Source organism: Novosphingobium panipatense (assembly GCF_900182875.1).
Classification (GTDB): Bacteria; Pseudomonadota; Alphaproteobacteria; order Sphingomonadales; family Sphingomonadaceae; genus Novosphingobium; species Novosphingobium panipatense.
In genome coordinates, this window is the sequence record NZ_FXUI01000025.1 from 1 (window position 1) to 17,041 (window position 17,041).

The following is a 17,041-nucleotide window of genomic DNA, read 5'->3' on the forward strand; positions in this document are numbered from 1 at the left end:
TCGTAGTTGCCCAGCTGCGTTTCCTCGACTGTCTCGCGGGCGATCTGCTCGTCCATGCCGGGCTTGCACACGGCATAGACCATGCCGCGGATCCAGGTATCGACCTGTTCCTGCGTGGCGTTCTCGATCTGCTGCTGCGCAGCGCGTGAGCGCGCCACAAGCTCAGCAACTTCCGCCGCAACGGGCGTCTCGGCAATCAGTTCGGCAGTGGCGGTCAATGGCTTGTCCTTCTTCCCATTCTTGTCGGTAATCGGCGCTCAGAGCGCGACTTCGAGCGGCTGTTCCTGGCGGCGCATGGCCCCGAGGAAGGCCAGCATGTCCGCTGCCGCCGCCCGCATGGTCTTCTCCAGCTTGGGGTCAACACAGGCCCCTGCCTCGTCGAACGGGGCCAGCGAGGAATTGACCGGAACCTGCATCGGCGTGGGCCATCCGCGTAGCGAATGGATTACATCACGCAGCGCCGAAAGCGTCGAGATCGCACCGGGCAACCCGCCGCCTGCCGCAATACAGCAGACCGCGCGGCCGCTCAGATAGACCCGCTGGTCGGTCATCAGAGGCTGCAGGTGGTCGATCGCGTTCTTCAGCAGGCCCGGAGGGCCGCCGTGGAACACCGGGCTGCCGATCAGCAGGGCGTCGCTGGCGCGCACCGCTTCGATGAAGTCCTGCACTCGCGCATCGCCGTGGTCCGCCCGGGTCGGATCGTACAGGGGGAAGGTCAGGTCCGCCCCGAGAAACGTCGTGACCTGCGCGCCTTCCTTCTCCAGCAGGGCCGCCATCCATTGCATGGCCCGCTCGCTGGTGGAACCCGGGCGGTTGGCGCCGCACAGCGCAACGATGCGCGCGCCGGCCACGCCGCTCATGCCGGCACCTTTTGCGCCTGGCGGCTCTTCATCAGCGGCTGAATGCGGGTCCCGAAGTTCTCCACCCCCTCGACGAAGTGATCGAACGTCAGCAACACCCCGCCGGTGCCCGGAACGGCCGCGATCTCATCGAGCATGCTCGCGATCTTCTCATAGGAGCCCACAAGCGTGCCCATGTTGATGTTGACGGCCGACGCCTTCGCGCTGAGCTGATGGACGTTGGTGGTCTTGGAAACCGCATTCGCCGCGCCCTGCGCACCCAGCCAAGCCACGGCCTCCTCGTCCACGCCGTCGCGATAGGACTGCCACTTCGCCTCGGCCGCTTCGTCCGTCTCATCGGCGATGACCATGAACAGCACGAAGCTCTCGATATCCCGGCCGGTCTTCTCAGCTGCCTTGGCAAGCCGCTCGTTGTTCGTTTCGAAGGCGGTCGGGGTATTCACGCCCTTGCCGAGACAGAATGCATAGTCCGCATACTGCGCCGCGAACGCCAGACCCTCGTCGGACGAGCCGGCACAGATGATCTTCATGTCGGTCTGCGGCGTCGGGCTGACCCGGCAGTCGTTCATCTGGAAGTAGTCGCCCTTGAAATCCGAACGACCGGTGCCCCACAGATCGCGCAGGACCTGCGCATATTCCGAAAGCGCGTCATAGCGCTTGCTGTAATGCTCGTCACCCGGCCACAGACCCATCTGGTCGTACTCGGGCTTCTGCCAGCCGGTCACCAGGTTGACGCCGAAACGACCGTGGCTGATGGAATCGATGGTCACCGCCATGCGGGCCATAATGGCCGGCGGCAGGGTGAGCGTGGCCGCCGTCGCGTAGATCTTGATCTTCTCGGTCACGGCCGCAAGCCCCGCCATCAGCGTGAAGCTTTCCAGATTGTGGTCCCAGAAGTGCGTCTTCCCGCCGAACCCGCGCAGCTTGATCATGGTAAGAGCGAAATCGAAGCCGTGCTTTTCGGCCTTAGTGATGATCTCCTTGTTGAGATCGAAGGTGGGCATGTATTGTGGAGCGTTCTCCGAGATGAGCCAGCCGTTATTGCCGATCGGAAGGAATACACCGATTTCCATGATCCATATCCTCTCTTGATTGTCTATTGGGAAGCGGATGCGAGAAACTGCCGCAGTTCCGCATTGAATTTCGCGAACTCGGTAACGTTGATGGCATGGCCGCCGCGTTCGAAGGACACGCATTTCACGTTGCCCAGCAAGCCGGCCAGCCGCTCCGAAGCCTGTGCGTTGACAAGCAGGTCATCCCGCGCGGAAACGAGCAGCACCGGGGCGACGATGTCCGCAACCAGGGCAGTTGCGTCGAACCGCTCCAGCGCCGCCATCCGCGCGAACAGCGTATCCCGCCCCTGAAAGTCCGCGATGTGGTGCGCCAATCCGGCGTCCAGCTCGTCGAGATGGGCGTCGAGCCAGTCGGCCGGAAACAGGAACAGGGGTTGCGCCCGTAGGTAGGCTTCGACCCCTTGCGCCTCCAAAATGCCGCGCCGGATTTCCATGCATCGTGCGAAATGCCGATCGACCCTGGCCCAGCCGTTGACCACGGTAACCGAGGCGACCCGCCCGGGGTGGTGCAGCGCCAGATCCAGCCCTACGCAGCCACCAGCCGCATGGCCCACGAAATGAGCCCGCTCCACCCCAATGGTATCGAGCACATCGACGACATCCTCGGCCATGGCCTCGACCGAGTAGGGCTCCGGCAAAGGCACGCCCTTGCTCTCAGCGGTCCCGGCCTGGTCATAGATCACGGCGTGATACGCATCGGACAGGGCCTCGGCGTGCGCGCGCCAATAGTTGCCGCCGCCACCCAGTCCTGCCGAAAAGACCAGCGCCGGCGCCTCGGGCGATCCGAACGTCTCGAACGCGATACCGGAACGGGACAGCGCCATCGCCTCAGTTCCCGACGTGCGCCACGCTGGCAATTTCGACCAGCAGTTCGGGGCGCACGAGTTCGCACTTGATGCAGAAGCGGGCCGGCTTCTCGCCCGGGAAATACTCGGCATAGACGGCGTTGATCGCCTGGTAATTCGCCCAGTCGGTCAGGAAGACATGATTGAAGGTCACGTCCTCCATCGTCCCGCCCGCTTCGGCCAGCGTCGCCTTGATTGTTTCCAGCACGAGACGGGTCTGTGCTGCCGCATCCCCGACATGGGCGCTCGTCCCATCGGGATTGAACGCAAGCATTCCAGAGACATAGACGATGCCGTCTGCCTTGGTGCCGGAGGAGTAAGGCGCGAGCGGCTTGGGGAAACCGGCCGGATTGATGGCAGTCTTTGGCATGGTGATTTCCTTTTCGGTCAGGCGCGGTTCGAAAGCGCGGCTTCGAAGTCGTCCACGGTCGAAACCCAGCCAAAGAACTTCTCGATATTGTAGACGGAGGCCTGCTTCACGAAGTCGGGCCCGATCTGGTGCGTCGCGTCCTCGATCATGATGCCGAAGTATTCGAGGTGGAAGCCATCGCGCAGCGTCGATTCCACGCAGACATTGGTGGCGATACCCACGAAAATAAGGTTGCGGATGCCGCGTGAGCGCAGGACACTGTCGAGGTGCGAGTTGAAGAAGGCCGAATACCGCGGCTTGTGTACGCGAATGTCGCCTTCCTGCGGCGTCAGGGCATCCACGATCTCATAGTCCCAGGTGCCCCGCGCCAGCAGCGTGCCTTTCAGGCTGGGATCGCGGCGCATCGTCTTGAGAGCATTGGACTTGTGCCAGTTGGGCGATCCTTGCGTGCCCGCTTCCACATAGTCGGCGTCCCAGCCGTTCTGCAGATAGACGATTTGGATACCGGCCCTGCGCGCCGCCTTCAGAACCCGCCCGACACCATGAACTGCTGCCTCGGCACCGGAAATATCAAAGCCCGCCTTGTCGACGTAACCGCCGGCAGACGCATAGCCGTTCTGCATGTCGATGACGATCACAGCCGTATCAGTGCTGTCGAAGGCTCGCGGTTCTGGTCGTGCGCTCAGCGTAAAGTCATCGTGTTCTGACATAGCTTCTCCATTGCGATCTGGGGCGCGGCATTTCCGCGTGAGGCCGATGATCGCATTCTCTCCAGCCATGATCCCGTCGCTGTCCTGAAGACTCGAATCATGGATTTTCTTGTTGCACCGATCCTAAGTGCGGCGCGAATGGATCGTCAATAGATATATTCATTTCTTATTATGTAATCAGATTTTAGATCGAAGTTGGCGCTTGAAAAGGGGCGGTTCGCCGCGCCTTTCAGGCAAGAGCTGCGCCCAACTCACAGCTTTCCGCTGATCGTGAGAAAGGCGATATCCAGGTTGATGTCGTTGCGGGAATGCAGGTTCGCCAGATAGCGCGCCGAGAGGGAGAACTTCCCGAAATCGTGGGCAATCATCGGGCCTGCCATGAAGTGCTGGGTACGGTTGCCATTGCCCGCGCGCACACCGCGCACGCGATCGTCCTCCACCTGCTGCACGACGCTGCCGATGAGGCCTGCCGTCGTCTTGCCCGATGTCCGGGCGGCGGTAAAATCCGCGTAGAAGGTGTCACCCGTCCTGTAGTGCGTCTCGCGGTTTATCGAATTGGTCGTGAACAGGAAATTGGCGGTGAGATTCCAGTTCTTCGGCAGATAGCTGACCGCGACGCTCGGCTGATAGCTCCAGTAGTTATTGGCGAAGGCTTTTTCGGATCGTACGCCATTCCGGCTGCTGTACTGGCCGTTGTTGAGATAGACTGCGTGGGCCGTGGAGACATGAACGTCCGAACCCACATCCCACGAGAGAATGACCGGCTGGATGATGGTGTTGAACAGCCCCGTAGTGCTGCTGCTGTTCCCACCGACCTTCTTTGCATCGAAGACGTGTACCGCCGCGATCTGCGTGGCACTCGCGCCGTATCGCGCGCCCAGGATGGTGTAAGGTGAGGCCCAGGTGACGTTGATGCTGGCCGAATGGTTGGCGATCATGATCGGTGTCGTATTGCCATCGCCATCCACCACTTCGCCGTAGGGTGTGTAGACACTGCCGGCCACGTAGACGCCCGGCGGCGGCAGCGCTCCGATCGGGATACCGGTCGTGGCGCCCGGCAGATAGGCGGTAGGCCCCTCGTTTGCCTGCGCGGACCCGCAAACGGCAACGCCGGCAAGCAGCAGGGCAGGCATCAGCGCCTCTGGCACAGTGTGATTCAACATTCGAAAACCTCCCTCGTAAACCCCGGATGCGAAAAGACATCCGCTCGCGCTGGGCGCGCCACGCCACCCCGCCGGCCACAAGGGGGCCGGGCACTCGATGCGATCAGCGATGGTGGCGGGCAGGCCCCGTGGGCCTGCCTTGACGGACCTGCTTCAGATCACCTCTTGCGGAACCAGCCGTTCGTCACGCCAAGGACATAGACCGATCCGGCCATGAGCACGCCGAACAGCCAGCCGTGCGAATACAATTCGCGCAGGAAGCCGCCGGGATCGGGGAACACCGCGGGTCCAACTGCGAACAGAAAGCCCGGTAGGTTCGGCAAGGCGCCACAGGCGAGGGCAAGAAGCGCAACCGGATTCCAGCCGCCGCGATACTCGTAGCTGCCGCCACGGACATACAGATCGTCCACCGCCAGCTTCCTGCGCGATACGAACCAGTATTCGGCGATGATGACTCCTGCAATCGGGCCGAGCAGCGAACTGTATCCGACGAGCCATACGAAGATGAACCCGTTGGAATCGGCCACCAGCTTCCAGGGCATGATTATCATCCCGATGAACGCCGTGAGATAGGCCCCTTCGCGCCGCCCGATACGCCGGGGCGCAAGCGAGGAGAAATCGTAAGCCGGACCGACCAGGTTGGCTGCGGTATTGGCGCAGACCGTATCGATGCTGATGACGAGAAGGCAGACGAGGACAGTGATGCCCGTGAAGTTTCCGGCAAGGGCGATAGGGTCCCACAGCGCCTTGCCATAGATCAGCACCGTCGCCGAAGTCGTAATGACGCTCACGATGGCGAGGAGCGCCATCGGCACCGGCAACCCCAGCGCCTGGCCGACGATCTGGTCCTTCTGGCTGGCGGCAAAGCGCGTGAAGTCCGAACTGCTGAGCGCCAGCGTCGTCCAGAAGCCGATCATCGCGGTCAGCGAAGGCCAGAAGACCTTCCAGAACTGGCCTTCCAGCCGGCCGCCGGGCACGAACTGCGAAGGTTCGCTCAGCAGTGTGCCGACGCCGCCAAGATGCGACATCGCCCACCAGAGCAGGGCGACGCACGCCACGATCTTTATCGGAGCCGTCCACGTTTCGAGGCGGCGCACGGCCGACATCCCCTTGGCCACGAACAGCAGCTGGATCGCCCAGAAGCCCAGAAACGCAAGGAGCTGCGGGAGGGAAATGCCAAGGATCGGCAGCGGATTGGCGTCCAGCTTATGGCCCAGCACCAGGCTCATCAGCGTCAGTGCCGCATTGCCGCCGATCCAGGTCTGGATGCCGAACCAGCCGCAGCCGACCAGCGCCCTCGCCATGGCCGGAAGCGCCGCCCCCCGAACCCCGAACGCGGCGCGCGCGAGAATGGCGAACGGAATGCCATAGCGCGTGCCCGGGTGGCTCAGCAGCAGCACGGGAACGACGACGATGGCATTGCCAAGGAACACCAGCAGGATCGCCTGAAGCGGCGAAAAACCCTGGTCCGCCAGACCGCCGGCCACCATGTAGGCCGGAATGCAGACGACCACGCCGATCCACAACGATGCAAAGTGGTTCCACCGCCAGGTGCGCTGGCTTTTGGTGGTGGGGGCAAGGTCGGCGTTGACAAGACCTGCACCATCCCCGCTCGCGCCTGCCGTAACGGATGGCGCGCCATTCCCATGCCCGTCGATGGCCATGCCATCAGCGGGAGAAAGCAATCCAGACATATCTTTCCGTTTTCCTTCCGACTGGCTGCACCCCTCCCTAGGGAATGCGCCTAGCTTTGCTGCGGAAAAGCCGGGCGAACTTCAGCAGGACTGCGTTCCGGACATCCTATCCGGCGCACCTTTCCGTCATTCGCTTCACCAGCCGCGAACGTATCAAGGCGCCAGATCAGGAACGCCTCAGGACAATGCCCCCCCGGCCGCGGGTCACATGTGAATGTCAGTCAGCGCTGCGCGGCGAATATGCCATCGCAGAGTTATCTTTTACCCAGAGTGCACGCGTCTCAAGAACGCGAAAACGCCGGTTCACTGACAACAAAAATAAAAAGGCCGGATGGCAGGGCGATATATTCGCTTCTCTGCCGAAACATAATCTATCCTGCGAACGAATAACAAAGAGAACCTCCTCTTCATTGCTTCATTCATGGTGCTGGAATGTATCAGGCAATGCCAACACATTTGTCATGCCATATGGCACCTCTCCGCATTCTCCCATGTGACCCATCTGTTCGAGAGTCTCTCTTATTTCTGAAGGTTCTAAATCGACCTTTGCCGAACCGTCAAGCATGTTATTAAATTTTTATGATCCAATCAAAACCGCCACTTTCCATTCCGCTTGAGCTCTCATCAGGATCCGGCTGTCCCGATCGTTCCAGGCTGACTAAGAGCCTGGGACTCCGATCGGAACCTGGCGGGGAAAAGGACGCATGAACTTGCCCGAGGACCATACTGTTCTGCTGCAACGGCGAACGACGCTTCCTGCTGCGGCTTCCCGGCAGCGCCTGCCGCTTTCGGGTCTGCTGGCCTTGGCGATGGCTGCCTTCGTAACGTTGCTTACCGAGATCATGCCGGCGGGCATGTTGTCCTCGATCGCGGGCGGGCTGGCGGTATCCGAAGGGGCCGCCGGCCAGTTCATCACCGCCTTCGCCGCCGGCGCGCTGATGGCGGCGATCCCTGTTACCGCCATGACGCGAACGGTGCGGCGCAAGCCCCTGCTGCTGAGCGCCGCCGCGATACTCGCGGTCGTCAACCTGACGACCGCGCTTTCGAACAACTTAGCGGTGTCGCTGGCCGCACGATTCGTGGCCGGCTGCGCGGGCGGCGTCGTGTGGTCGATGATCGTGGGGTACGCGATCCGCATGTCGCCCAGAGAACTGCATGGCAGGGCGATTGCCATCGCCGGAGGAGGCGCGACCGCCGCTCTTGTCGCTGGCCTGCCGCTTGGCGCCGCGCTCAGCACGCTGGCCGGCTGGCAGGGCGCTTTTGCAGTCGTTTCGGCCATAGCTGTACTGCTGATGATCTGGATCGCCTTTGCCGTTCCGGATTTCTCCGGGCAGCCGCGGGAGCATCGAGAAAGTCTGCTCGTTGCACTGCGCCGGCCCGGCGTGGCGGCGATCATTGCCGTCATCCTGACGTACATCCTCGCGCACAACATCCTGTACATCTATATCGAGCCGTTCCTAAGAACACGCGGCCTGTCCGCCCAGATCGGCCTGGTCCTGCTGGTGTTCGGCATCGGTTCGGTGGCTGGCCTTGGCGCCGCCGGGGTGTTCGTCGACAAGTCGCTGCCCAAGCTGGGCGTCTGCGTGCTGCTGGCCTTCCTGATCGCCGCGGCGGCCTGGGCTCTGCCCCGACAGCTCGCAGCGCATCTGCCTGCCGTCTTCGATTATGCGGCGGCATTCGCCTGGGGCGGTGCGTTCGGGGCATTCGGCGTCGTCACCCAAGCCGCTGCCTCGCGCGTTTCAGGTTCTTCGATCGATGAGGTACAGTCCATGTGCACCACTGCCTGGAACTGCGCGGTCGCCGGGGGCGGCGCCATCGGTGGCACGCTGCTCCCGCTCATCGGCGTTGAGGCCTTTCCGGCTTCCGCGCTGCCCATCCTCGCCCTGTCGCTTACGGTCCTGCTGCTGGGCATGAATCCCGCGATCAACGGCCGGGGCGCGGTTTCGCAAGACTGATCCGGCTGGACTGGCGGCGCTGCCGCGCTAAAGGACGAGAAGATACATTCAAGGACAATGCAGGTTCAGTCGTGACGGTCAAAAAGAAAAGCCGAATTCAGGCCAGGAATGAGGAAATCATCCTCAAGGCCGCGCGCACGGTCTTTTCATCCCATGGCTACAAAGCCGCCACGATGGAAAAGATCGCCGAACTTTCGGATATGTCGCAGCCCAATCTGCATCACTACTTCAAGACGAAGGCCGATCTTTATTCGCACGTTCTCAACCAGACCATCGATACCTGGATCGATCCGCTCTCGACGTTCAACAAGGATGGCGATCCGCGCGAGGAGATTGGTCGTTACATCGCGGCGAAGCTCGAACTCTCGCGCCAATCACCCGAAGCATCGCGCATGTTCACGCACGAGATTCTGGATGGCGCGACGTTCCTCGACCCTTCGTTGAAGGGCAAAATCGAAAGCGTCGTCACGCGCTTTTCCGAAGCCATCACCGCCTGGACGCTGGCCGGCAAGATCCGCGAAGTCGACCCACGGCACCTGCTCCTGATGCTATGGGCGACCACCCAGCACTATGCGGATTTCGCAACGCAGGTGAAGATGGTGATGGGCGTCTCACGGCTGACTAAGGCCGATTTCGAAGCGGCTTCCAAGAGCATCTGCGATATCGTGTTTGCCGGGATTCTGGTGACGGATATCGGCTCAAGTAGGACGACACCCTTATAATATCCGCATTGTAACGAGGGCTTTCGGAAACACCTAAGCGACCGGATCTGGGACAACACCGGCCGGAATAGCGGCCGGTCCGCACTTGGGGAACGGCAATCACCCATTTAGCGACCGGGCAGCGTTGGCCCTCATTGAAGCGTTCTACCTATGGCCATCAGGGCCATACGGGCCTCACTCACTGCGCCGCACCGAGGCATCGATCATCTACAAGGCGACAGGCAATCTCCGTGCAGTCCAAATCTTGCTTGGGCGCACGAAGATTGAAAGCACAGTCAGATACCTCGGGTGGACGTGGAGGACGCCTCGAGGTTGTCTGAGGGCACGGAAATTTGATATCTGCCCGGCTCATTGCCGGCTGCGAGGAGCCGGGCCCTATATCGCATCGCCTGCGTCGCTAATTTCGACCATCACCCTCGGATCATACGAAGCGGTCCAAGGGGGCGTCGATGTGGTGCTCGGTGACCTTGGCAATTACACCCGTTTCCAAGTGACCGGGGCGATCGAGGCTGCTGCGGGCAGGAGGGCGGCTCCGTCGCGGGGATCGGCGCGGGCGTCGTGGCGGCGACCGCGCTTGGCGGCGCGATGGCGCAGGGGCTCGGCACCACGGCAGCTATCTCGCCAGCAGAACCCGCTGAAGATCCCATCGCCACGATCGAGAAGCTGCACAAGCTGGTGACGCTGGGCGCGCTCAGCCAGGAAGAGTTCGAGGTCAAGAATGCCGAGCTTCTCTTGCGGAGATCTGGCTCTCCAAACCGGAGACGGCGCGTCGCGTGCGGCAGCGCATCGGCGCGGTTCTGGATTGGGCATTCGCCTCGGGGTACCGCGTACCGAAGCTCTAGGGGGGGCGTCTGCCGACCGGCAGAAAATCTACTTTGCCGGCGATGCGACACACCGAAGGCGACCGGCAGCTATCTGCCGATCTGAGCCGGGAAGCCGCCGTTCCAAAATCAGCGCCTCTCGACCAGAACCGGTCGTTTACCTGTCCAGCTCAAAGGCTATCCGGCAAGTCGCCAGGCCCGGTTCGGGTGATTGGGAATCGTTGTTTTCGTCGCGGAAGTGGTGGTAGCTAATGGTCCTTGCCAGACACGCGACAAACGCTTGGCGGTCTTCGATGACCGCGATGGAGACAATGGTCCGATGAAGAGGACGCTTACCTTCTCGCTGGCGTTAGCTCTCGCGGCTGCATTGCCAGATCCCGCGTCCGCCCAGAGCACTGTGGAAATGCTGATCGGGCATGTCGAGGCCGCGCCGGATGGTGGGGCGCAGATCGATCTCCGCATTCTTCACACCGGGGCGGATGCTGTCGAAGTAAACCTGCCGGAAGTCGTGGAGGCCCGGCTTACGCGGCCGGGTGCGCTGGGCGCAGGACGCACTGTCTTGCTGCGGCGCGACGCGGCGACCCCAGCTACACTGACAATCGCATCGGGGCGCTTCGCCACTGCACGGTATCGGTTGGATTCTGCCAGCTTCCAAGAGGATGCGTTGCTTTCGGTACCCCTCTGGGGCGGGCAGGCCTTCACGCTTGCGGCGGCAGCGCCGCCGCCCTCCGCGCCGGCGCCGGACCCTGTCCCGCAAGTCGCAGCCGCGCCGGCCACGCCGCCGCCGGACGACCGCACCGTCGGCAATGCCTTCATCGAGAACCTGAGTGCAAACGAGCCGATCTATGCCGTCTACGGCCCCGGCACGAACAGCGAAGCGCGTATACAGATCAGCTTCAAGTATCAGCTGTTCGGCAGCCAGGCCCGTGAAGGACGGCAACGGTGGAGCGACGGCTTCTACTTCGCTTACACGCAGCGCATGTTCTGGGACTTGGGGGCGAACTCATCGCCATTCCGCAACATCGATTTTCAACCTGAAATCTTCTACGTGACGCCGCTAAGGGCCTTGGGGAACAGAACGACGGTCAGTGCGCAGGTGGGCCTGCGTCACGAATCCAACGGCCGCGACGGTGAATTTTCCCGCAGTGTCAACACCGTCTATATCGCCCCAATGGCAGCGTTCTCTCTGGGCGATGACATTCGTCTGACGGTGGCACCGCGCGCGTGGTTCTACGCCGGCGATCTTTCGGACAATCCCGATCTCAAGCGCTACCGCGGTAACACGGGCCTGTTCGCCGAGATCGGCGAGGAGAACGGGTTGCGCTTGTCCACTTCAAGCCGCTTCAACATCTCCAGCGGCAAGGGCGCCATCGCCGCAGACCTGTCCTACCCATTGCGACGCATCCTTGGAGGGGGGCCGGACTTCTACCTCTTCGGCCAGACTTTTACGGGATATGGCGAGAACCTGCTGGACTACCGCCGGCGCATGACACGCGTTCGGATCGGCGTTGCGCTGGTGCGGTGAGCGTTGGGGGCGTAGAAGGCTCCTCACCCGACTTGTTCAGAATTGTGGCTTGATCAAGCTTTGGAGGCCAGAGCGTCTCTGGACCGGTGGAGCAAAATGCGCCGGGTTCAAGGATGTATTGTACGTCTCGGCGGACGCCCAGCCGCGGAGAACTGCTCTGGGCCGACCTCTATGAGGACGCGCCCTGCGGCGTCCATGATGCGCCCGGTGATCACTTCAGGTCCTCCGCGTGAGGGCCTTCCCGGGCGGGGCGGCTTATCGGTCACCGATCATCGGTTGCTTGCGTGCCGGATATCTCCGGACCTGCCCATCCTCCCCCGAGAGCGCGATATAGTGTAACGCTCGCGATCAGGCGATCGCTTCGGTTCTGCACGAGGGCCAGTTCGGCATCGAGCAGGCCCCGCTGCGCGTCCAACTGCGTCAGATAATCCGAATAACCGGCCTGGTAGCGATTGGAGGCATGGCGCAGCGTCTGGGCAAGGGCATCACGCCGTGCCAGAACCTGGGCGCTTTCGCCCGTGAGGCGATCGAGGGCGGCCAAAGCGTTCTCCACCTCCTGAAACGCTGTCAGGACCGTGCCTCTGTAGGAAAAGGCTGCTTGATCGCGTTGCGCGGCGGCGGCATCGGCACCCGCACGGATCCTGCCGCCCTCGAAGATCGGGGCCAGAACGGAAGCTCCCGCACTGAATAACGTCACCGGATCGGAGAGCCCTTCGACGAACAGAATGCCGCCGGTGCCGGTCAGTTGAACATTCGGGAGAAATCCTTTCCGCTGAGAGGAAAGATTGCGGTCGCTTGCCGCCAGAAGCAGTTCGGCCTGCAGGATATCCGGACGGCGACGCAGGAGTTCAGAGGGGAAACCGGCAGGGATTGCAGGCAGCGTCAGCGCATCCAGTCTCGCACCTCGCGCGATGGCGTGAGGGGGCTCCCCCGTGAGCACGCTAAGTGCATTTTCCTGCGACGCAATCGACCGTTCGACCTGCGGGACGATCTGCGCGGTCGCTGCATATTCAGCCTCGGCCTGGCTCAGTTCCAGTTGCGAGGTATAGCCTGCGTCAGCCCGCGACCGCGCGAGGCGCAGGGCCGACGCTCGCGCGACGAGGGTGGCGCGGGCGACGTCAAGGCGCGCATCGAGGCTGCGCAAAGTGATGTAGCCGCTGGCTATGGCGGCCGCGACGGACAGCGCGGCAGCATCGCGAGCGGCTTGGCTGGCGAGATAACGTGCCCGCGCTGCTCCGCGCAGATCAGCCAGCCGCCCAAAAAGATCCACCTGCCAGGCCGCCTGAAGCTGCGGCTCGGCATTGGAGCTGACTGTGGGGGAGCCCAGCACTCCGAGTGAACGGCTATGCGCTGCCGTGGCGCCTGCGTTTACAGTGGGAAACAATTGTGCCCGCGCCTGCCGCTCCGTCGCCTCGGCTTCTCTTACCCGCGCAGCGGCGATGGCGATATCGTTGTTGTTCAACAAGGCTTGCTCCACCAGGGAGCTCAGCACCGGATCGCCGTACGCCCGCCACCAGCGCGGGGATATGGGCGCGGGGGACACGGCTTGTCCACCGGCCGCACCGACCCCGCCCGTGCGCCACTGCGCGGCAGGGGTCACAGTCGCTTGCGGCGGGACGGGCGCCTCCGCGATCATGCATCCCGCCAGCGCCGGCAGAAGCAGCGCGAGCGGTCCGATGCACATGGCGGCGACGGAACGGCGCGCCATCACAGGTCCGTGTCGATGCGGGTTTCGACCGACATGCCGGGGCGCAGGCGTCTCGCCAGGGGCTGATCCGGGTCGACACTGATGCGCACCGATATGCGCTGGGCCACCTTGACGAAGTTGCCCGTCGCATTGTCGGGCTTGAGCACGGCGAATTCGGATCCGGTGGCGGGCGCCAGGCTCTCGATATGGCCTTTAAGCTGCTGCCCGCCCAGAGCATCGACAGTGAAGGTCACGGGCTGGCCCGGACGCATGCGGGCGGTTTGCGCTTCCTTGTAGTTCGCGGTGACCCACAGCGTGCGGGGCACGATGAAGGTCAGCTGCGTTCCGGCGGCGACGTAGGCGCCCAGCCTCACTCCGACTTCGCCCAGCTGGCCATCTACGGGCGCACGGATGACCGTGTTTGCCAGATCGATCTGCGCAAGCCGCAGTGCCGCGCGTGCGTTGGCGACCCCTGCTTCCAGCGAACCCCGATTGACCTGTACCGATCTCACGTCCTCGTTCGCGATCACGCGCGAAGCCTCCGCCTGGCGGAGACTTGCCTGCGCGGCGAGCAAGGCCGCGCGGGTCTGGTCGCGTTCCCGCAGGGAAATAGACCCTTCTCCGACAAGTTCGTTGACACGGCGCATGTCGGCTTGCGCCCGGGCCAACTGCGCACGGGCGGTCTCGATCGCCGCTTCCTGCGAGGCGACGGTCGCCTGCCGCGACCGCAAGGTCTGGGCGGCGTTGTCGAGCGCCGCCTGCTGCGAGGCCACTGTCGCCTGCGCCTGCTCGACGCGCTGCCGGTAGATGCGCTGATCGATCTTCGCCAGGATCTGGCCCGCCTTGACCTGCTGGAAGTCCTGCACGGGAACCTCGACGATATAGCCGTTGACCTGTGGGCTGATTTGCGTCGTGCGGCCGCGCACATTGGCATTGTCGGTCGTCTGGACTGCGAAGTCGAACGGCGGCAGGTTCCAGGCAAAGAGTATCACGCCGATGCCCAGCAATGCGATGACGACGATGATCGCCGTCACCATCAGGCTGTTGCGGGGCGGCGCCCAACCTTCTGGTGCTGGCGGTGCTTCGATCGCGGGCTCCGAAGAAGGCTGTATCGGCGTCTCGATCGGTTCCTCGACGCGTTTAGCCTCATGCTGCGGTGTGTTTCTGTTGTCGTCGGCGGTCACTGTGCTCTCATCCTCGCCATGGCGGCAAGCGGTTCAGCCATCGGATTGAACCCTGTAATGTACATGCGCACCTGCTTTGCTCCCATCCACACCAGCGTAAACGCCGCGAGGAAGCCCACGAGCATGAAAATGTCGTTAAATGCGAGGACGTTCGCCTCGCGCGTCACCTGCTGCGAAAGCGTCGCCGCACCCTGCGCCGATCGGAGTGTCGGATCGCTTACTACTTTTCCGTAGGCCCCGCCAAGTTGTTGCAGCCGCGTCGCGACCTGAGGGTCGGTCGCGACGATCGACTGCACAATTGCATGAGAATGGAATTTCTCCCTCATGATCTGGAAGGTGCCCAGCAAAGCCGAACCGGCCAAGCCACCTAGCGACTGCGTGATGCCGAACAGCGCCGAAAAGCTGACGAGGTGATTGGGCCCCTTGGAAAGCGCGCGCAGCATGCCGATCAGAAGTGTGGGCCCCATGAAGTAGACGGCGGCGAAGGCGATCATCGCCTGGCTCAAGTACATCTGCGCGGGTCGGGTCAGGTTCGAAGCATCGGCATCCATGAACGATCCGGCGGCGATCAGCGCGACGGACCAGAACACCGGGCGTCCAAGATTCAGCGGGTTGAGAGTAATCGCACTCGCGGCGATTCCGGCGATCGTCGCCAGCAGCATGATCGTCGATAGCGGGATTAGCTGGTCATTGTTCATGCCCAGCGTCTGCAACAATCCGAAGGCACCATAGCTCTGTTCTGAAAGCAGGAGCCGGACGGAGATCGCGACCAGGGCGAAACGCACGATATCGCGACTGGCCATCCACCGCACATTGAGCAGGGGATTGGCGCGGTTATATTCGACCAGTATCGCAGCGGACAGCAACAGGATCGACGCGCACAATGCCCAGCCCAGCCACGGAACTTCGGTCCACCACAAGATGCGTCCTTGGGAAAGCACCGCACACAGGAGCGCTACACCCGGAGCGTAGAGGGCGAAGGTGACGAAATCGAGCTTTTCGAACGCCTTCATCCGCTCACTTGGCGGCAGACGGAGCCAGAACACCATCGCGAGGCTCACCAACGCGAGGCCAAGTTCGAACACATAAAGGATCGTCCACTGTCCGCGCTCGAGCATGTCAGAGGAAAACATGCGAGCCAGCGGCGTCGTCAACTGGGGTATGCCGATGCCCAAAACGATGCCCTTGAGCCGCCACGAGGCAGGGAGCGACTGCATGATGTAAAGCAGCGCCAGCGTCGATAGCGCGGACGCTGCTATTCCGCTCATGGCACGGACGACGAGGGCCGTTGCGAAAGTATGGATGAAAAGATGGGCTGCAGTAATCGCCACAAACGCGGGCAGGAAAATCCGTGCGAAGGGAACGAGGCCAAACTGCTGGCGAAATTTGACGAGCAGCAGGCTCATCGACACATTCGTCATGATGTATGCGGCCGGCAGCCATGCGATCTGATTGCTATATAAGCCAAGCGAGCCCTGGATGTTTTGGGTATTGGCACTGACTAAAGCATTGCCAAGGCCGCCCGTTATTCCGACTGTCACCCCGATTACGAAATAAGCGACACGGCGCAAGGTTGGATGATCGGGAGAGGCCGGCGAACCCGGCATCATCGGACGTTCGTGCGGTTTGAAGACATAGTCTCGTTCAGGCGCAGCCAAGAGATGTCTCCACTTCAGCGATTTTCCACCAACATGGGCTTTCGGGTAGGATGCCGTATTATTTACCACATCGAAGTTCAAGAACCTGCTTCAACTACCCCGGGAAACTGCACGGCCCGCCTCGGCCTACGCGCAAATGGACCGCCATGCTCGGTCGGACCGAGATCGACATGCAGGCCGGCGGGCAGCAGACGGTGATGGTGGAGGACAGCTTCGCTATGGTCCATGGCTCAACGGGCCAGCTGAAACCCGCCAGCGAGCACTGTCGCTCCGAACCCTGGATCATTGCCGAACTCGCTAAGGCCAGCGTTGCCGACCGCGCTCCGATCGACTGGGACAGTCTGGTGGCGGACTATGCGCGCATCCGTGAGAAGATCGAGGAGGTGATCCCCGGCTTCGATACCTACAACGCCCGCATAGCCCAACCCGGTGGCTTTCATCTTCCGATCCCGGCGCGCGAGCGAGTTTGGGAGACGCCTACGGGCAAGGCGAATTTCCTTTTCGCGCCCGCCATGATGGACGAAGATGACGACATACCCGAGCGCCCCCATTTCCAGCTGATGACGCTGCGCAGTCACGACCAGTCAACACCACCGTCTACTCCTACAATGACCGCTATCGAGGTGTTTCAGGCGAACGGATGGTCGTGTTCATGAACGAGGGAGACATGGCGCGCGAAGGGCGCGGAGCTGGCCGGGGTCCATGCCGTGCGCACCCGTGAGGATTGCGACACGCTGATGGCCGAAGTCGATGCCGGGACGAAGAACATCGTCG

The 17,041-nt window shown here is 62.4% G+C and carries 16 protein-coding genes and 2 pseudogenes; 6 read left to right on the forward strand and 12 right to left on the reverse strand.

The genetic code is table 11. The annotated features are described in order from the left end of the window. The 9 genes and pseudogenes from QOL62_RS18750 to QOL62_RS18790 all read right to left on the reverse strand — a co-directional run. A pseudogene (locus QOL62_RS18750) lies at nt 1–218 on the reverse strand (aldehyde dehydrogenase family protein); the annotation flags it as partial. Nucleotides 219–257: 39 nt separating this feature from the next. Next, the gene (locus QOL62_RS18755) at nt 258–860 is read right to left on the reverse strand and encodes an NADPH-dependent FMN reductase (RefSeq protein WP_283407195.1); all 603 of its coding nucleotides are present in this window, start codon (nt 858–860) and stop codon (nt 258–260) included. Beyond that, nucleotides 857–1,933, reverse strand: a complete 1,077-nt coding sequence (gene rutA / locus QOL62_RS18760) for a pyrimidine utilization protein A (protein WP_283407196.1) — start codon at nt 1,931–1,933, stop codon at nt 857–859. Before rutA ends, QOL62_RS18755 begins: the two co-directional genes overlap by 4 nt. A 23-nt stretch (nt 1,934–1,956) precedes the next feature. Next, complete coding sequence (rutD, locus tag QOL62_RS18765; protein WP_283407197.1) at nt 1,957–2,757, reverse strand: pyrimidine utilization protein D; 801 nt, start codon at nt 2,755–2,757, stop codon at nt 1,957–1,959. A 4-nt stretch (nt 2,758–2,761) separates the two neighbouring features. Then, complete coding sequence (rutC, locus tag QOL62_RS18770; RefSeq protein ID WP_283407198.1) at nt 2,762–3,148, reverse strand: pyrimidine utilization protein C; 387 nt, start codon at nt 3,146–3,148, stop codon at nt 2,762–2,764. Nucleotides 3,149–3,165: 17 nt separating this feature from the next. Next, nucleotides 3,166–3,858 carry a pyrimidine utilization protein B gene (gene rutB, locus QOL62_RS18775; protein WP_283407199.1) on the reverse strand — a complete coding sequence of 231 codons (693 nt, stop codon included), beginning with the start codon at nt 3,856–3,858 and terminating at the stop codon, nt 3,166–3,168. Nucleotides 3,859–4,109: 251 nt separating this feature from the next. Continuing rightward, on the reverse strand, nt 4,110–5,021 hold the full coding sequence (locus tag QOL62_RS18780) for a SphA family protein (RefSeq protein ID WP_283407200.1): 912 nt from the start codon (nt 5,019–5,021) through the stop codon (nt 4,110–4,112). 158 nt (nt 5,022–5,179) lie between these two features. Next, the gene (locus QOL62_RS18785; RefSeq protein WP_283407201.1) at nt 5,180–6,715 is read right to left on the reverse strand and encodes an NCS1 family nucleobase:cation symporter-1; all 1,536 of its coding nucleotides are present in this window, start codon (nt 6,713–6,715) and stop codon (nt 5,180–5,182) included. Nucleotides 6,716–7,130: 415 nt separating this feature from the next. Beyond that, nucleotides 7,131–7,280 (reverse strand): hypothetical protein, encoded by a 150-nt coding sequence (locus QOL62_RS18790; RefSeq protein WP_283407202.1) that lies wholly within the window; start codon nt 7,278–7,280, stop codon nt 7,131–7,133. 139 nt (nt 7,281–7,419) lie between these two features. Between QOL62_RS18790 and QOL62_RS18795 the strand changes: the two genes are divergently transcribed. The 5 genes and pseudogenes from QOL62_RS18795 (at nt 7,420) to QOL62_RS18815 (ending at nt 11,738) form a co-directional block, all read left to right on the forward strand. Then, the gene (locus QOL62_RS18795; RefSeq protein ID WP_283407203.1) at nt 7,420–8,670 is read left to right on the forward strand and encodes an MFS transporter; all 1,251 of its coding nucleotides are present in this window, start codon (nt 7,420–7,422) and stop codon (nt 8,668–8,670) included. Nucleotides 8,671–8,741: 71 nt separating this feature from the next. Beyond that, nucleotides 8,742–9,392 (forward strand): TetR family transcriptional regulator C-terminal domain-containing protein, encoded by a 651-nt coding sequence (locus QOL62_RS18800; RefSeq protein WP_283407204.1) that lies wholly within the window; start codon nt 8,742–8,744, stop codon nt 9,390–9,392. Nucleotides 9,393–9,558: 166 nt separating this feature from the next. Beyond that, a pseudogene (locus tag QOL62_RS18805) lies at nt 9,559–9,728 on the forward strand (tyrosine-type recombinase/integrase); the annotation flags it as partial. Nucleotides 9,729–9,950: 222 nt separating this feature from the next. After that, nucleotides 9,951–10,319, forward strand: coding sequence for a hypothetical protein (locus QOL62_RS18810; RefSeq protein WP_283407205.1), 369 nt, complete (start codon nt 9,951–9,953; stop codon nt 10,317–10,319). Nucleotides 10,320–10,532: 213 nt separating this feature from the next. Then, nucleotides 10,533–11,738 carry a phospholipase A gene (locus QOL62_RS18815; protein WP_283407206.1) on the forward strand — a complete coding sequence of 402 codons (1,206 nt, stop codon included), beginning with the start codon at nt 10,533–10,535 and terminating at the stop codon, nt 11,736–11,738. 262 nt (nt 11,739–12,000) lie between these two features. On the opposite strand, the gene QOL62_RS18820 is transcribed toward QOL62_RS18815, so the two are convergent. Genes QOL62_RS18820 through QOL62_RS18830 form a run of 3 tightly spaced genes read right to left on the reverse strand, consistent with a single transcriptional unit; the run spans nt 12,001 to nt 16,348 of the window. Further along, nucleotides 12,001–13,446, reverse strand: coding sequence for an efflux transporter outer membrane subunit (locus tag QOL62_RS18820; protein ID WP_283407207.1), 1,446 nt, complete (start codon nt 13,444–13,446; stop codon nt 12,001–12,003). After that, nucleotides 13,446–14,549 carry an HlyD family secretion protein gene (locus tag QOL62_RS18825; RefSeq protein WP_379503122.1) on the reverse strand — a complete coding sequence of 368 codons (1,104 nt, stop codon included), beginning with the start codon at nt 14,547–14,549 and terminating at the stop codon, nt 13,446–13,448. The genes QOL62_RS18820 and QOL62_RS18825 overlap by 1 nt, the downstream gene beginning before the upstream one ends. A 56-nt stretch (nt 14,550–14,605) precedes the next feature. Then, nucleotides 14,606–16,348, reverse strand: coding sequence for an MFS transporter (locus QOL62_RS18830; protein ID WP_283407208.1), 1,743 nt, complete (start codon nt 16,346–16,348; stop codon nt 14,606–14,608). 65 nt (nt 16,349–16,413) lie between these two features. Between QOL62_RS18830 and QOL62_RS18835 the strand changes: the two genes are divergently transcribed. Then, the gene (locus tag QOL62_RS18835; protein ID WP_283407209.1) at nt 16,414–16,923 is read left to right on the forward strand and encodes a molybdopterin-binding domain-containing protein; all 510 of its coding nucleotides are present in this window, start codon (nt 16,414–16,416) and stop codon (nt 16,921–16,923) included. Nucleotides 16,924–17,041 lie beyond the last annotated feature (118 nt).

What these genes read in the sequence shown, in the direction of transcription:
- QOL62_RS18755 (WP_283407195.1), bottom strand. Translation starts at nt 860, where the DNA reads ATGAGCGGCGTGGCCGGCGCGCGCATCGTTGCGCTGTGCGGCGCCAAC.
- rutA (WP_283407196.1), bottom strand. Translation starts at nt 1,933, where the DNA reads ATGGAAATCGGTGTATTCCTTCCGATCGGCAATAACGGCTGGCTCATC.
- rutD (WP_283407197.1), bottom strand. Translation starts at nt 2,757, where the DNA reads ATGGCGCTGTCCCGTTCCGGTATCGCGTTCGAGACGTTCGGATCGCCC.
- rutC (WP_283407198.1), bottom strand. Translation starts at nt 3,148, where the DNA reads ATGCCAAAGACTGCCATCAATCCGGCCGGTTTCCCCAAGCCGCTCGCG.
- rutB (WP_283407199.1), bottom strand. Translation starts at nt 3,858, where the DNA reads ATGTCAGAACACGATGACTTTACGCTGAGCGCACGACCAGAACCGCGA.
- QOL62_RS18780 (WP_283407200.1), bottom strand. Translation starts at nt 5,021, where the DNA reads ATGTTGAATCACACTGTGCCAGAGGCGCTGATGCCTGCCCTGCTGCTT.
- QOL62_RS18785 (WP_283407201.1), bottom strand. Translation starts at nt 6,715, where the DNA reads ATGTCTGGATTGCTTTCTCCCGCTGATGGCATGGCCATCGACGGGCAT.
- QOL62_RS18790 (WP_283407202.1), bottom strand. Translation starts at nt 7,280, where the DNA reads ATGCTTGACGGTTCGGCAAAGGTCGATTTAGAACCTTCAGAAATAAGA.
- QOL62_RS18795 (WP_283407203.1), top strand. Translation starts at nt 7,420, where the DNA reads ATGAACTTGCCCGAGGACCATACTGTTCTGCTGCAACGGCGAACGACG.
- QOL62_RS18815 (WP_283407206.1), top strand. Translation starts at nt 10,533, where the DNA reads ATGAAGAGGACGCTTACCTTCTCGCTGGCGTTAGCTCTCGCGGCTGCA.
- QOL62_RS18820 (WP_283407207.1), bottom strand. Translation starts at nt 13,446, where the DNA reads ATGGCGCGCCGTTCCGTCGCCGCCATGTGCATCGGACCGCTCGCGCTG.
- QOL62_RS18835 (WP_283407209.1), top strand. Translation starts at nt 16,414, where the DNA reads ATGCTCGGTCGGACCGAGATCGACATGCAGGCCGGCGGGCAGCAGACG.